General features: G+C 64.6%; 15 protein-coding genes. 9 read left to right on the top strand and 6 right to left on the bottom strand.

Features of this window, described 5'->3' with window-relative positions:
* Positions 1-42: 42 nt before the first annotated feature.
* Positions 43-738 (bottom strand): corrinoid protein, encoded by a 696-nt coding sequence (locus AKG11_RS06305; protein ID WP_023514481.1) that lies wholly within the window; start codon positions 736-738, stop codon positions 43-45.
* 370 nt (positions 739-1,108) lie between these two features.
* Between AKG11_RS06305 and AKG11_RS06300 the strand changes: the two genes are divergently transcribed.
* The 5 genes from AKG11_RS06300 (at position 1,109) to AKG11_RS06280 (ending at position 7,062) form a co-directional block, all read left to right on the top strand.
* The gene (locus tag AKG11_RS06300; protein WP_023514480.1) at positions 1,109-2,692 is read left to right on the top strand and encodes a trimethylamine methyltransferase family protein; all 1,584 of its coding nucleotides are present in this window, start codon (positions 1,109-1,111) and stop codon (positions 2,690-2,692) included.
* A gap of 107 nt (positions 2,693-2,799) precedes the next feature.
* Positions 2,800-3,483: a 4Fe-4S dicluster domain-containing protein gene (locus tag AKG11_RS06295; RefSeq protein WP_050743296.1), complete on the top strand. Its 684-nt coding sequence runs from the start codon at positions 2,800-2,802 to the stop codon at positions 3,481-3,483.
* A gap of 99 nt (positions 3,484-3,582) precedes the next feature.
* On the top strand, positions 3,583-4,275 hold the full coding sequence (locus AKG11_RS06290) for a phosphodiester glycosidase family protein (RefSeq protein ID WP_245290146.1): 693 nt from the start codon (positions 3,583-3,585) through the stop codon (positions 4,273-4,275).
* A 79-nt stretch (positions 4,276-4,354) separates the two neighbouring features.
* Positions 4,355-4,876: an RNA polymerase sigma factor gene (locus AKG11_RS06285; RefSeq protein WP_050743294.1), complete on the top strand. Its 522-nt coding sequence runs from the start codon at positions 4,355-4,357 to the stop codon at positions 4,874-4,876.
* Positions 4,877-4,890: 14 nt separating this feature from the next.
* A complete protein-coding gene (locus tag AKG11_RS06280) occupies positions 4,891-7,062 on the top strand; it encodes a vWA domain-containing protein (protein WP_050743293.1) in 2,172 nt (723 codons plus the stop codon).
* A gap of 57 nt (positions 7,063-7,119) precedes the next feature.
* Here the strand turns inward: AKG11_RS06280 and AKG11_RS06275 are convergent, their stop codons facing one another.
* Entirely contained in the window at positions 7,120-7,386 is a 267-nt protein-coding gene (locus AKG11_RS06275; protein ID WP_050743292.1) for a hypothetical protein, read from the bottom strand.
* 130 nt (positions 7,387-7,516) lie between these two features.
* Here AKG11_RS06275 and AKG11_RS06270 point away from each other — a divergent pair, with 130 nt between their 5' ends.
* Positions 7,517-8,401: a LysR family transcriptional regulator gene (locus tag AKG11_RS06270; RefSeq protein WP_050743386.1), complete on the top strand. Its 885-nt coding sequence runs from the start codon at positions 7,517-7,519 to the stop codon at positions 8,399-8,401.
* Here AKG11_RS06270 and AKG11_RS06265 read toward each other — a convergent pair.
* Entirely contained in the window at positions 8,386-8,733 is a 348-nt protein-coding gene (locus tag AKG11_RS06265; protein ID WP_024271524.1) for a hypothetical protein, read from the bottom strand. The genes AKG11_RS06270 and AKG11_RS06265 overlap by 16 nt on opposite strands.
* Before the next feature lie 127 nt (positions 8,734-8,860).
* Here AKG11_RS06265 and AKG11_RS06260 point away from each other — a divergent pair, with 127 nt between their 5' ends.
* The 3 genes from AKG11_RS06260 (at position 8,861) to AKG11_RS06250 (ending at position 11,210) form a co-directional block, all read left to right on the top strand.
* Complete coding sequence (locus AKG11_RS06260; RefSeq protein ID WP_023515531.1) at positions 8,861-9,508, top strand: helix-turn-helix transcriptional regulator; 648 nt, start codon at positions 8,861-8,863, stop codon at positions 9,506-9,508.
* Positions 9,505-10,638 carry an aminotransferase class I/II-fold pyridoxal phosphate-dependent enzyme gene (locus AKG11_RS06255; protein ID WP_050743291.1) on the top strand — a complete coding sequence of 378 codons (1,134 nt, stop codon included), beginning with the start codon at positions 9,505-9,507 and terminating at the stop codon, positions 10,636-10,638. Before AKG11_RS06260 ends, AKG11_RS06255 begins: the two co-directional genes overlap by 4 nt.
* 152 nt (positions 10,639-10,790) lie before the next feature.
* Positions 10,791-11,210, top strand: coding sequence for a DUF1801 domain-containing protein (locus AKG11_RS06250; protein ID WP_050743290.1), 420 nt, complete (start codon positions 10,791-10,793; stop codon positions 11,208-11,210).
* A gap of 35 nt (positions 11,211-11,245) precedes the next feature.
* On the opposite strand, the gene bmt is transcribed toward AKG11_RS06250, so the two are convergent.
* From bmt to AKG11_RS06235, 3 genes are all read right to left on the bottom strand, one after another.
* Positions 11,246-12,259 carry a betaine--homocysteine S-methyltransferase gene (bmt, locus tag AKG11_RS06245; protein WP_050743289.1) on the bottom strand — a complete coding sequence of 338 codons (1,014 nt, stop codon included), beginning with the start codon at positions 12,257-12,259 and terminating at the stop codon, positions 11,246-11,248.
* Between the two features lie 325 nt (positions 12,260-12,584).
* The gene (locus tag AKG11_RS06240) at positions 12,585-13,628 is read right to left on the bottom strand and encodes a quaternary amine ABC transporter ATP-binding protein (protein WP_023515527.1); all 1,044 of its coding nucleotides are present in this window, start codon (positions 13,626-13,628) and stop codon (positions 12,585-12,587) included.
* Entirely contained in the window at positions 13,621-14,532 is a 912-nt protein-coding gene (locus AKG11_RS06235; protein WP_050743288.1) for an ABC transporter permease, read from the bottom strand. Before AKG11_RS06235 ends, AKG11_RS06240 begins: the two co-directional genes overlap by 8 nt.
* Between the last annotated feature and the right edge of the window lie 238 nt (positions 14,533-14,770).

The following is a 14,770-nucleotide window of genomic DNA, read 5'->3' as shown; positions in this document are numbered from 1 at the left end:
ATGGTGAAAGGGCGCCGGTGCAAGACCGGCGCCCTTCAAAAATCAGCCGGCAAGCATGTTGTGCTTGCGCTTCATGAATTCCTTGGCCGTTTCGACGGCGACGGCCGCGTCGCGGCAGTAGGCGTCGGCGCCGACGGCCTTGCCGAATTCCTCGTTCAGCGGTGCGCCGCCGACGAGAACGACGTAATCGTCGCGCAGGCCCTTTTCTTTCATCGTGTCGATGACGACTTTCATGTAGGGCATGGTGGTCGTCAGCAGCGCCGACATGCCGAGGATGTCCGGCTGCTCGCGTTCGATGGCCTCGAGGTAGTTTTCGACCGGGTTGTTGATGCCGAGGTCGATGACGTCGAAGCCGGCGCCTTCCATCATCATGCCGACGAGATTCTTGCCGATGTCGTGGATGTCGCCCTTGACGGTGCCGATGACCATCTTGCCCTGCTTGGGCGCGCCGGTGGCGGCGAGCAGCGGACGCAGGATCGACATGCCGGCCTTCATCGCATTGGCCGAAAGCAGCACTTCCGGAACGAAGAGGATGCCGTCACGGAAATCGACGCCGACGATGCGCATGCCTTCGACGAGTGCCTGGGTCAGGACGTCGTAGGGGGCCCAGCCGCGCTCGAGAAGGATGTTGGTGCCTTCCTCGATTTCCTCCTTCAGGCCGTCGTAGAGGTCGTCGTGCATCTGCTGCACGAGCTCTTCGTCGGAGAGATCGGCGAGAATGATTTCGTCGTCAGACATTGTGTTTCCTCGTCTCCAGTGGCGCTGCGGCGGCAGGCTCTCACCATAAGGAATAGCGTTCCTCTTGCGCGAACCTGATTTTGAAAGCGACGTCGCATATGGCGAAAAGCGACCCGTTTCCCGCTTCTTGCATGCATAGCCGGTAAAGCCGTGAATTGACAGTGCAAACACGTCAATGCCGCTACGCTGTCCGTCGCAATCCCGCTATAGTCTCGCCCATGCCGGTATCCCGCGTGCGCCACCGCTTGGCGCATTGAGAACCGCCCCGCCCCGGCGGCTTGCTAGCATAGAACGAGAGGCGCGTTCGGGCGCCGGAAAGAACAAGGCCCGCGGTGCTTTTCTGCTCCGCGACAACAAGGAAAGACGGATCATGAGCGAGGACATTCAGCAGGTGGCAGGCGAGGGCGCCGGTGAAGGCGGCGGTCGCCGTTCGCGTGAGGGTCGGGGTGCGGCCGCGCGGCGCGCCTCGCGCACCGGGGGCGGCCCGGGCCCGTCGCTGCCCTACATCACCCGCAAGATCAAAGAATACGAAGTCCTCGACGAAGAAGGCCTGCAGCTCATCGAGGCGAATGCCGACCGGGTGCTGGAAGAGATCGGCATCGAGTTCCGCGAGGACCCCGAAGCCCTCCAGCTCTGGCGGGACGCCGGCGCCGACGTGCGCGGCGAGCGCGTGCATTTCCCCAAGGGCCTCTGCCGCGAACTCCTGAAGACCGCGCCGTCGAACTTCACCTGGCATGCCCGCAATCCCGAGCGCAGCGTGCATATTGGCGGCAAGGCCACCGTCTTCGTGCCGGTCTACGGCCCGCCCTTCGTGCGCGACCTGGAAGGCAACCGCCGCTATGCGACGATCGAGGATTTCCGTAATTTCGTGAAGCTCGCCTATATGGCGCCGTCCATGCATTCTTCCGGCGGTACGGTCTGCGAGCCGGTGGACGTTCCGGTGAACAAGCGTCACCTGGACATGGTCTACAGCCACATCAAATATTCCGACAAGCCGTTCATGGGTTCGGTCACCGCGCCGGAACGCGCGGAAGATTCGATCGCCATGGCCAAGCTCGTCTTCGGCGACGAGTTCGTCGAAAACAATACGGTCATGATGAACCTCATCAACGCCAACTCGCCGATGGTCTTCGACGAGACCATGGTGGGCGCGCTGAAGGTCTATGCGCGGCATAACCAGGCCTGCGTCGTCTCGCCGTTCATCCTGTCGGGCGCGATGAGCCCGGTGACGGTCGCCGGCACGCTGACGCAGATCCTTGCCGAAGTCCTCGCCGGCGCCGCCTTCACACAGCTCATCCGCAAGGGGGCGCCGGTGCTGTTCGGCACCTTCGCGGCCTCGATCTCCATGCAGTCGGGCGCGCCGACCTTCGGCTCGCCGGAGCCGTCGCTGGTGTCCTACGGCGCGGCGCAGCTCGCCCGCCGCCTCGGCATTCCGTTCCGGACCGGCGGCTCGCTCTGCGGCTCGAAGATCCCGGATGCGCAGGCCGCCCACGAATCGGCCAATACGCTGAACATGACGCTGCTCGCCGGCACGAACTTCGTGCTGCACGCCGCCGGTTGGCTGGAAGGCGGCCTCGTTGCCTCCTACGAAAAGTTCATGATCGATCAGGACCAGCTCGGCATGCAGCAGAAATTCGCCGAGGGCATCGACCTCTCGGAGAACGCCCAGGCGCTCGATGCGATCCGCGAGGTCGGCCCGGGCAGCCACTATCTCGGCTGCGCCCATACCCAGGCCAACTTCCAGACCGCCTTCTACCGCTCGCCGCTTGCCGACAACAATTCGTTCGAGCAGTGGGAAATCGAGGGACAGAAGCGTATCGAAGACCGCGCCAACGCGCTCTGCCGCACCTGGCTCGAGCACTACGAGGCGCCCTATCTCGATCCGGCGATCGACGACGCGCTGCTGGCCTATATGGCGGCCCGCAAGGATTCGATGCCGGACGCCTTCACCTGAAAGGGTCCCGATCGCGCCAGGGAGCAAGGCGGAGCAACACGGGTGGCGGACATGATCCAGAAGGACGTCTGGCGTCCCCACTATGAAATCAAGGGAGATGTGACCCGGTGAGGGCGCGTCGTCCTGATCTTGAAACCGTCCGTGCGGCTCTCCGGCCGCACGGACTTTTTTTGCGCGGTGCCGTGAATTTTCGTGAGGGCGAAACACCGCCTGAGCTGGCGGATGGCCGCCCGGCAGCAAGCGTCGTGCTCATCGGCAATATTGGCAGCTCTCTCTGGCCGGCCTTTTCCCGTTGGCGGAAAGGGCGATCCGGCCCCGATCCGCTCGACACCTGGTCGAAGGCGGTGATAGAGCCCGTTGCCGCGGCGGCAGGGGCGACCGCCTGGTTTCCCTCCGATCCGCCCTGGCAGCCGTTTCAGCAATGGGCGATGCGGGCCGAGGGCCTGAAAGCCTCGCCGCTTGGCATTCTCATCCACCCCGTCTACGGCCTTTGGCACGGCTATCGCGGCGCACTCGGCTTTGCCGATCCGATCGGGGACGCGCCGTCGCCGGCATCGCCGCATCCCTGCGACCACTGTCCGGACAAGCCCTGCCTCACCACCTGTCCCGCTGCAGCCGTTCGCCCGGATCTGTTCGACGTCTCCGCCTGCCGTGCCTATCTGCGCGCGCCCGCGGGGCAGGGCGGCTGCATGTCGGCCGGCTGCCTTGCCCGCGCCGCCTGTCCCGTGGGCGCGGCCTATCGCTATGATGCCGCGCAGCTTCGATTCCACATGGCGGCGCTCTCGCTTTGACGCCGACCCGCCGCTAAATTCGCCGCAATGCCAGTCGAGCCAAACGCCATGCGCGTCCTTCCCATTCTCCTCCTGTTCCTCGCTCTCGGGAGCCCCGCCATGGCCGAAGCGCCAAAATGCACCGAGATCGACCACCTTGCCGGCCGCTATACCGTCTGCACCTTCGATCCGAAGACGGACACGATCCGCCTCTATGGCGCGGCGACGCTCGGAAAGCGCGGGGCGACCTACGACCAGCTCAACACCCATCTCCTCCGCAACAACCAGCACATGCGCTTTGCGATGAACGGCGGCATGTATCATCCGGATTATGGTCCGGTGGGGCTGCTGATGGAAAACGGCAGGGAGACGGGCGCGCTCAACCGCGGCGACGCCTTCGGCAATTTCTTCCTGAAGCCGAACGGCGTTTTCTGGGTGGGGGATGGCGAAGCGGGCGTGATGGAGACGGACGCCTATGCGAAGGCCGGGCTGTCGCCGGTCGCGGCGACGCAATCGGGACCGATGCTGGTCATCGACGGATCCATCCATCCGCGTTTCCTGCCCGATGCCAGCAGCCTGCAGATCCGCAACGGCGTCGGCATCCTGCCGGACGGGCGGGTCGCCTTCGCAATCTCGAAAACTCCGGTGCGCTTCCACGATTTCGCGACGCTCTTCCGTGATCGGCTGCACAGTAAAAATGCGCTCTTTCTCGACGGCAGCATTTCCAGCCTCTACGCCCCGGAAATCCGGCGCCACGACCGGGACGCCGTGATGGGGACCATCATCGCCGTCGTAAAAAATCTGCCCTGGTGAGATTTTTTTGAACGCAGGCCCAAGGATCGCCGCCCGAGACACGTCTGAAAGGATAGTGCACAGCAATCGGGATGGACCCGTGGAAACAGAACTCGTCGAAAAGGCGGCCTCAGGCGACAGGCAGGCGTTCGCCGCGCTTGTCGAAGGCCGCTATGATTTCATCCATGCCGTCGCCTGGCGATGGTGCGGCGACCGGCAGGATGCCGAGGACGTGGCACAGGAGGTGTGTATACGCCTTGCCAGCGCCATCCGCGGTTTCAAGGGCGCCAGCCGCTTCGGGACCTGGCTCTATTCGGTGACGCTGAATGCGGCGCGCGACCAGCTGCGCAAGCGGCGTCGGGCCGAATGGCGCGACGCCGCCTATCTGCGCGAACAGGCCGTGCTGGACGACGCCCCCGCTGACGACGGCAATGAGGAGCTTTGGCAGGCGGTGCGGCAGTTGCCCGACAAGCAGCGCGACGCCGTGCTGCTGATCTACGGCGAGGGGCTCAGCCATGCGGCGGCGGCCGATGTGCTCGGCTGCGCCGAAACGACGATTTCCTGGCATGTGCACGAAGCCCGCAAGCGCCTGAAGGTGCTTTTGCGCGATGCGGCCGCGTGACGGAAGGACAGACGATGAGCGATCTCGACCTCGAAAAACTTGCCCGCAACAGGGCTCCCGCCGCCGACCCCGCGGCCCGTGCCCGCGCGCTTGCCGCTGCCATGGAAGCGTTCGACGGCGCGGAAAAAAATGCGACCAGCCCCCAAGGATCGCCCTTGGGCGGGCGTCAAAGCTCCATCTTCAACCGGATATGGAGCCCCATCATGAACCGCAAATTTCTCGCCGGCTCGGCCCTTGCCACGCTGCTCGTCGTGCCCGTCGCTGGTCTTGTCAGCTATGAACTGGTGCGCAATGGCACCGTGCCGCTGACCACGGAGACGGAGGTCGTAGAAAAGCCGGTCGATGCCGATCTGCGTGCGCGCAAGCTGGAAGCGAAGGCGGGTGAATTCAATGCGGAAGACGTTTCAGCCGCGTTGAAGGAGAGCGGCCAGGGCGGCAGTGCGAAGCGGTCGTCCGATGCAAAAGCGAAGGCGGACGCCACTCAGACGACCACGGTGTTCTCTACCGAACCTGCCCCGCTCGCCGAAAGCCGTCAGGAGGAGGTGGTCGCCACCGTCCCGGATTCATCCTTGCTCGGCGGGGTTGTTCCGACGCCGGAACTGAGCCAGACCACTGCCGAAACGTCCGTTGGTCATATCGATCTCAGTGGACACGAATCTGCTATCGTCGAGGGTGCCGCCAACATGCAGGCCCTGAGACGCGCCATAACACAGCCCTCCGCGGCAGCCGATGCCATCGCGATGCCCGTGCCCGAGGAGGACCGCGAGCGTTTCGCCTCGGCCGATCCCAATCCGGTCAAGAGCGTCACCACCGATCCGGTCTCGACCTTTTCGGCCGATGTCGACACGGCCTCCTATTCCTATGTGCGCCGTGCGTTGCTCGGCGGCAGCCTGCCGGACCTCGAGGCGGTGCGGGTGGAGGAACTGGTCAACTACTTCCCCTATGACTGGAAGGGGCCGGAGACCGCGGAAAAGCCGTTCAACGCCACCGTCACGGTCATGCCGACGCCCTGGAACAAGAACACCGAGCTGCTGCATATCGGCATCAAGGGGTTCGAGACGGTGCCGACGGCGCAGCCCGCCGCCAACCTCGTCTTCCTCATCGACGTCTCCGGCTCGATGGACGAGGCGGACAAGCTGCCGCTGCTGAAGGGCGCCTTCCGCCTGCTGGTCGGCAAGCTGAAGGACACGGACACCGTTTCCATCGTCACCTATGCCGGCAACGCCGGCGTGGTGCTGGAGCCGACGGCGGCGAAGGACCGCCAGAAAATCCTCGACGCCATCGACACGCTCCGGCCGGGAGGCTCGACGGCGGGCGCCGAGGGCATCGAGGCGGCCTATCGGCTGGCGGAGAAGGCCTTCAAGAAGGATGGCGTCAACCGCGTCATGCTGGCGACGGACGGCGATTTCAACGTCGGCCCGGCCAGCGACGAGGACCTGAAGCGCATCATCGAGGAGCGCCGCAAGAGCGGTATCTTCCTTTCGGTGCTTGGTTTTGGCCGCGGAAACTACAATGACGGCATGATGCAGACGCTGGCGCAGAACGGCAACGGCACGGCCGCCTATATCGATACGCTGGCCGAGGCACAGAAGACGTTGGTGGAGGAGGCGGGTTCCTCGCTCTTCCCCATTGCCAAGGACGTCAAGTTCCAGATCGAGTTCAATCCCGACCGCATCGCCGAATACCGCCTGATCGGCTACGAGACCCGCGTGCTCAACCGCGAGGATTTCAACAACGACAAGGTGGATGCCGGCGACATCGGCTCCGGCCATCGGGTGACGGCGATCTACGAGGTGACGCCGAAGGGCAGCCCCGCCGTGCTGAACGACCCGCTGCGTTATGGCAAGGCACAGCCGGCGGCCGAGAGCGGCAGCGGCGAGCTCGCCTTCCTGAAGATGCGCTGGAAGAAGCCGGACGGCGAGACGAGCGAACTGGCAACCCTGCCGGTGACGGATGCGAATGCCGTCGCCGATGTGAGCGCCGCCTCGACGGATGTGCGCTTCTCGGTCGCCGTCGCCGCCTTCGGGCAGAAGCTGAAGGGCGTGGCGGCCCTGCAGGACTACGCCTATGGCTCGATCCTCGGGCTTGCAGAGGCAGCGAAGGGCAACGACCCCTTCGGCTATCGCGCCGAGTTCCTCAAACTCGTCCAGCTCGCCGGCGGCCTTTCCGGCGAAAAGGCGGAGTAGGGCAGGTCGCCCTTCATTCGGTCTGCCGACACGTCTCCCCCGCATGGGGGAGACGGGCTAAGCGGCGGGTTTTTCCGCCGCCTTGCAACTGTTGTTTGCGGCCGCCGGCGCCACATCGCCTTCGCTCCACGTGCTGGGTGGCAGCAGTCGCAGCCGGATGAGGGGCGCCGTCCAGCGGCGCTCCTTTGCTTGTGGCAGCGTCTCGTAGCCGCGCGGGCTGCCTTCGGCCAATGTCAGCCCGACATCGCGCAGCAATCGTGTATCGCGCCTAGCAATGAGCAGCCGCAAGGCCTCCCGCTCCGCCTGCCTCCGGCGAAACCGCATCCATTCTTCCCTTAGTTTTCCGATGATTCCCATGGCCTTGCCTTCTCTTTCACGACAAAGCCAAGCAAAACCGTAGACATTTCACAAACGAATAGCGATTATGGCAGGCATCAGAAAAAGCGATGGCGCCATGTATTCCCCCCTCGAAAGCGATCTGCTCCGTATTTTCGTCGCCGTCGCCCAGGCCGGCAATGTCACCCATGCCGCCGACAGGCTCGGGCGCACGCAATCGGCAATCAGCATGCAAGTGCGCAAGCTGGAGGATTCGGTGGGGGCGACGCTCTTCGAGCGTGGCCCGCGCGGTGTTGCCCTGACGCGGGAGGGCCAGCGGCTGCTGCCCTATGCGCGGCGCATCGTCGGGCTCGTCGACGAGACGACGGCGGCGATGCGCACCGTGCCGCTCGACGGCCCGGTGCGCGTGGGCATTCCCGAGGAATACAACCAGACGGTCTTGCCCAATGCGCTGGCGGCGTTTGCGGAAATTCATCCGGATACCGAGGTGACGGTGCTCTGTGGCTACACCGCCCAGCAGCTTGCGGCACTGGAGGCCGACGAGCTCGACCTCGCCATCATCTTCGACTGGTGCGACGGGGTCTCCGGCGAGCTTCTGGCGATCGATCCGACGGTCTGGGTCACCTCCGTGGCGCACAACCGGCATCTGGAACGCCCGATGCCGGTGGCCGTCTACTGGCGCTCGAGCTGGTGCCGGGATTTCGCCCTGCGCTCGCTGGAGCGGCACACGATCCCCTATCGCATCGCCTATACCTGCGACACCAGCGGGGGCCTGCGATCGGCGGTCATGAGCGGGCTGACCGTCGCGCCGCTGTCGCGCAGCAACATCCCGCCCGGCACGCGCGAACTGACCGCGGCGGACGGCTTTCCGCCGATCGATTCGTCCCGCGTCGTGTTGAAGCGCAATCCGCGGCGCAGCGGGCCGACGATCGACGGCATGGCCGACATGATCCGCAAATCCTTCGGGCCGCTGGCGGTGCCGGCCGATCAGGCCTTCGGATAGGCGCGTTCGAGGCCGCCCGAGCGGGTGAGGCCGGCGCGGAAGGCGGCATAGGCGGCGTGCTGGCTGGAGCGGGCGGCTTCGGTCAGCCGCATCTGCAGGCGCGCCGGCGCCGCCTCGCCCAGCCATTCGCCGAGCTTTTCCAGCTTCAGGGAGTTGAGAAAGCGGGCAGCGGCGGCGCGGTTGAGATACAGGTCGAGGCCTCCAAGCAGGTTCTCGTCCTGCTTGGGGTTTTCCATCAGCAGGCGCAGATAGGCCTGCTCGGTTTCGCCGAGGGCACCCAGCTTGTCGGCCACGGTCTCCCGGTCGGGAAAGGCTGCAAGATCGGCACTCATGATGGTCTCCCAAGAATCACGTCGTCTTAAATAGGACAGGGAAAAAGCGGGTCGCAAGCCGGTCAGTGAATGTTTGGACTAAAAATCCAATATTGACAAATTATCTATCTTTGGGTTGTTTGTCCGCATGTACGACTCATCGAATGCCGACCTGCTGCTTCGCCAGCACACCGCGACGGCCGCGGCCATCTCGACCCTGTTCTATCCCCATGCCGAAGTCGTGCTGCACGATCTCGAGACGGGTCTGATCGCCGGCATCTGGAATGCCTTTTCCGGCCGCAAGGCGGGCATGGAATCGCTCGTCGAGGAGGAGTTGGAGGAAGCCGGCGAGGGCGGCATCTACGGCCCCTACGAGAAGACCGGCGAGGACGGGCGGCGCCTGAAGTCGGTGACGGCGGTGCTGAAGGACGATTTCGGCCAGGCGCTCGGCCTCTTCTGCATCAACATGGATGTCTCGCATTTCGATGCCGCGGCAAGGCTGCTTTCGGCCTTTACCGGTGCAGCAGCCGCCCGCCCGGCCTCGCTTTTCGCCGGCGACTGGCGCGAGGAGATCAACACGGCGCTGCACGACTGGCTGCGCACCCGCGGGCTGGCGCTGACGGCGCTGAAGAAGGGCGACCGGGTGGCGCTCGTCGCCGCGCTCGACGAACGCGGCCTGTTCCAGACCCGCAATGCCGTCGATCATCTCGCCGGCCTCATCGGCGCCTCGCGCGCTTCGATCTACAACTATCTCGCCGATGCCCGGCGCCAGAACCAGAAGGACAGGACCCTGTGACGACGCTGCCGGACTTCCGCCTCGAAACCCATTTCTCGCGCTGGGAATTCAAGGCGCGCCACCACATGACGGCAAGCGATGCCGAGACGATGACCATGTCGGACCTCCTGGCGCTGGCGGGACCCGCGGATCGCGAGGCCTGGGAGCGCGTGGCGCTCGGCTATACCGAAACCTGGGGCGCGCCGGAGCTGCGCGAGACCATCGCAACGACCTATGACACGCTGTCGGGCGCCGACATCCTGACCTTCGCCGGCGCGGAGGAGGGGCTGTACTGCGCCATGCTGGCGCTGCTTTCAGCCGGTGACCATGCCATCGTCACCGTGCCGAACTACCAGTCGATGGAGACCATGCCGGTCACCATATCAGGCAACGTCACGGGCATTGCGCTCCGGCCGGAAAACCGCTGGCAGCTCGATCTCGACGACGTGCGCGCCGCGTTGCGCCCCGAAACAAAACTCGTCGCCGTCAATTTCCCGAACAATCCGACGGGCACCATCGCCGATCAGGCGATTTTCCGTGGACTGGTCGATCTTTGCGCCGAGCGCGGCATCCATCTCTTTTCCGACGAGGTCTATCGCGGACTGGAGATCGACGCGGCAAAGCGCCTGCCGCAGGCGGCCGACCTGTTCGACAGGGGTATTTCACTCAATGTGATGTCCAAGGCCTATGGCCTGCCAGGCCTGCGTGTTGGCTGGATCGCCAGCCGTGACCATGCATTGCTGTCGCGCATGGAGAAGATGAAACACTATCTTTCCATCTGCAATGCGCGCCCCTCCGAGGTGCTGGCCGGTATCGCGATCAAGGCACGCGAAACGATCTTCGCCCGCAACCGCACGCTCTGCGCGGAGAATATGGCCAAGCTCGGTGCCTTTTTCGCCGACTATCCGGATCTTTACGACTGGGCCGAGCCGGACGGCGGCTGCGTCGCCTTCCCGCGCTATCGCGGTGCGGATGGCGTCGAGGAGCATTGCCGCCGGCTGGTCGAGGAGAAGGGCGTGCTGCTGCTGCCTTCCAGCCTCTATGTCTCGGACCTTCTGCCCGTACCGTCGGATCGTTTCCGTGTCGGCGTCGGTCGGCGCAACATGGAGGCGGGACTTGCAGCATGGCGGGCGTTTTTGGAAGCGTCGTAAGCTCCTCCCGACGGTTCGGCAATCGGGGTCCGGTGCTGCCGCCGCCTCTCTCGAAGCGTGCGGTGGCTTCCTTCATGCGTGATCGTCCTCCTCTCGACAGAGCAGACGCGCTGCGGCAGTGTACAGCGGCACGCCCAGCGAAAGGAGACACGATGACTGCTCCGCCGATACCGGCACTGCTCGCCGTGGTGTTCGACCGCTATCCGGCGGCGGTGCGGGCACGATTGATGGAAATCCGTGAGGCGATCTTCGCGGTCGCCGCGGAAACGCCGGGCGTCGGCGCCCTTGTCGAAACGCTCAAATGGGGCGAGCCGGCCTATCTCACGCAGGAGAGCCGGTCGGGCAGTTCCATCCGGCTGGGCGTTTCCCGGCAGGCGGCGGATTGCGGCGCGGTGTTCTTCAATTGCCAGACCACGCTCGTGCCGACGTTCCGGATGCAGTTTGAAGGGGTTTTTGGCTTTGAAGGCAATCGTGCGATCCTCATTCCCGCGGGTGAACCACTGCCACGGGCGCCGCTGGCCTTCTGTCTCCACGCCGCCCTGACCTATCACCGGCGAAAATCGGGTGCCTGAACGACAAAGGGCGCCCACCGGGCGCCCTTCTGGCCTCAGCCGCGACGGCGGCCGCGTTCGCGGGCGGGCGCAGCGGCGCTTTCGTCAGCGGTCTTGTTGCGCAGCGGGCCGATGGCCTCGATGATCGCGGGGAGCGTCGGACGTTCGCGCGGCTCATGCGCGTCGAGCGCAACGCGCATGGCTGCGAGGTGCTCGCAGGACGTGCCGCAGCAGCCGCCGATGATGCGCGCGCCGGCATCGCGGGCAAGGCGGGCATATTCGGCCATCAGCGGCGGCGTGCCGGAATAGTAGATTTCCGCACCGCGATATTCCGGGATGCCGCAATTGCCCTTGACGACGACGGTCGCGGACGGGTCGGCGCCGGTCATGTCGAGCAGCGAGGACAGGATGTCGGACGCGCCGACGCCGCAATTGGCGCCGACGGCGAGCGGGCCCGCGCCGATATCGCCGGCAACGCCATGGATGTCCCGCGGATGCAGGCCCATCATGGTCTTGCCGGCCGTGTCGAACGAGCCGGTATAGACGAAGGGCATGCCGGTCTTGGTGGCCGCTTCGGCCGCGGCGCGGATTTCCTCCGGCGAGGACATGGTCTCGATCCAGGCGACATCCGCACCACCGGCCTTCAGACCTTCGATCTGTTCGGCGAAGGCGGAAACGGCATCGTCATAGGTCATCGCGCCGAGCGGCACGAGCAGTTCGCCCGTCGGGCCGACGGAACCGGCGACGATCACCTTGCGCGGTGCCTTGTCGGCGACGGCACGGGCGATCTCGGCGGCCTTCTTGTTGAGGTCGAAGACGCGGTCCTGCGCATGGTGCAGCTTCAGGCGATGGCGCGTGCCGCCGAAGGTGTTGGTGAGGATGATGTCCGCGCCGGCATCGACGAAGTCCTGGTGCAGCTTCGTGATGTTCTCGGGTTTGGCCTCGTTCCACAGCTCCGGTGCTTCCCCGGCTTCGAGGCCCATGGCGAAGAGCGAGGTCCCGGTCGCGCCATCGGCGAGCAGGAAGGGCTTTTCGGCAAGAAGCTGGGCAAGCGGGTTCGTCGCGGTCATCGGTGGATCCTTCTGTTTGTCACATCATATAAAGATTTCTTTATGTGATTGCAACGGCGGATTGGCGGCTCGTTCGCGGAAGGTCGCAACCCTTGCCTCGATCATGGCTGGGCTTGCCCCGATCATCCACAGCTCCGGATGCCGCGTGGACCCTCGGGTCAAGCGCGAGGGTGAGGAAGGAGAGCGGGGGATCCCGAGGAAAGGCAAGAAAGGAAGGAGACGGCGGTGTGTAGGGTGGGGAGGAACGGGGCGAAACGAAGCCGGCCCGTTCCCAAACGGGAGGAGGGCGCTCGGGAGCGCCCTCTCAGTCCGTCTGCGGTGCGGTTCAGGCCGCCTTCGCCTCGTGGCTGGTCGGCGTCACCATCGAGGAGATGATGGCGCTGAGGCTGATAGCGCCGATCGGTCGGCCCGCCTCGTCGACCACATGGGCGAGCGTCTGGTTGGCGGCCGTCATGGCGCGGGCGGCCATTTCGAGCACCGTGCCCGTGGTGATCGGCATGCCCTCGGGATTGCCCGAGAGCGGCGCCATGATCGTCTCGACATTCACCACCCGGCCGCGGTTCACCTCCTTGACGAAGGCGGTGATGTATTCGTCCGCGGGGTTCAGCACGATCTCCTGCCCGGTGCCCTGCTGCACGACCATGCCGTCGCGCAGGATGGCGATCTTGTCGCCGAGGCGCAGCGCCTCGTCGAGATCGTGGGTGATGAAGACGACGGTCTTCTTCAGTTCCTTCTGCAGGTCGAGCAGCACGGTCTGCATGTCGACGCGGATCAACGGGTCGAGCGCCGAATAGGCTTCGTCCATCAAGAGGATGTCCGCGTCGTTGGTCAGTGCCCGGGCAAGGCCCACGCGCTGCTGCATGCCGCCCGAAAGCTGGTTCGGGTAGTGGTTCTCGAAGCCGGCGAGGCCGACGCGGGCGATCCACTGCTTGGCGCGCTTTTCGCGCTCCGCCTGTGCTACGCCCTGGATCTCGAGGCCGTAGACGGTGTTTTCGAGGACCGTGCGGTGCGGCAGCAGCGCGAATTTCTGGAACACCATCGCCGTCTTGTGGCGGCGGAATTCGCGCAGGTCGTTCTCGTTCATCCGGCACACGTCGACGCCGTCATAGAGCACTTCGCCGGCAGTCGGGTCGATCAGCCGGTTGATGTGGCGGATCAGTGTCGATTTTCCCGAGCCGGACAGACCCATCACCACCATGATGCCGCCGGCCGGCATGGAGATGTTGATGTCGCGCAGACCCAGCACATGGCCGTATTTCTGGTTCAGCTCGGCCTTGCCGAGGCCGTTCTTGACCGCATCGACATAGTCGCCGCCGCGGGGCCCGAAGATCTTGTAGAGATTGCGGACCTCGATTGCATGACTAACCATGAATTACCTCCGAATGCTTCTGCAGCCGCTTGCCATAGGCCTGGCTTGTGCGGTCAAAGATGATGGCGATGGCCACGAGCGCGAACCCGTTGAGGAACCCGACCGTGAAGAACTGGTTGTTGATGGCCTGGAGCACGTTCTTGCCGAGCCCCCCGACGCCGACCATGGAGGCGACGACGACCATGGCGAGCGACATCATGATGGTCTGGTTGATGCCGGCCATGATGGTGGGCAGGGCAAGCGGCATCTGCACGTTCTTCAGCTTCTGCCAGCCGGAGGAGCCGAAGGCGTCGGCCGCTTCCAGCACCTCCTTGTCGACGAGGCGGATGCCGAGATTGGTGAGGCGGATCATCGGCGGCACGGCATAGATGACGACCGCGATGAGGCCCGGCACCTTGCCGATGCCGAAGATCATGACGACAGGGATGAGATAGACGAAGCTCGGCATCGTCTGCATCACGTCGAGGATCGGGTTGACGAAGGCCTGCACCCGATCCGACCTTGCCATGAGAATGCCGATCGGGATGCCGACGATGACGGCGATCAGCGTACAGACCGTCACCATGGCGAGCGTCACCATCGTGTCGTTCCACAGGCCCAGAAGGCCGATGGCGCACATGGAGATGGCCGTGCCGATGGTGATCTTGATGTTGCGGCTGCCGAAATAGACGATGGCCAGCATCGCGATCAGGATGATCGGCCAGGGCGAACTGACGAACAGCCGCTCCAGATAGTTCAGGAACCATTGCAACGGCTGAACCGTCGCATCGATGATGTTGACGTAACTTCTGACGAGGCTCTTGAAGCCGTCGTCGATGACTTTTCTTGCTCCGCGGATACTGGTGTCACTGAAAGCCGGAAACTTGCAAAGAAAGCCTGGCAATAGTTCGCATAGGCCTGCCATCCTCTTCCCCTCTTCTACCGGAAGTTATTGTCCCGTTCCGCAAGGGCATGTTCTTGCCTTGCGAACGAAACGGCGCGCACAGGGATATTCTTGTTCTGGTTCCCGGCTTGCAGTCCGTCTTCGCACGAACTGCCGCTTGATACTGTGCTGTTTGCGACCTCTGCAGTTTCTTGGGCGGGCGTCGGGCGGTTTGCCTGCACCCTCGTTCAGGTCGCTGGAAGGCCGGCAGCCGGAAAGG

Source organism: Shinella sp. SUS2 (genome assembly GCF_001262505.1).
Classification (GTDB): Bacteria; Pseudomonadota; Alphaproteobacteria; order Rhizobiales; family Rhizobiaceae; genus Shinella.
The sequence above is the reverse complement of the archived record's forward strand: the minus strand, read 5'-3'. Positions and strand labels throughout refer to the sequence as shown.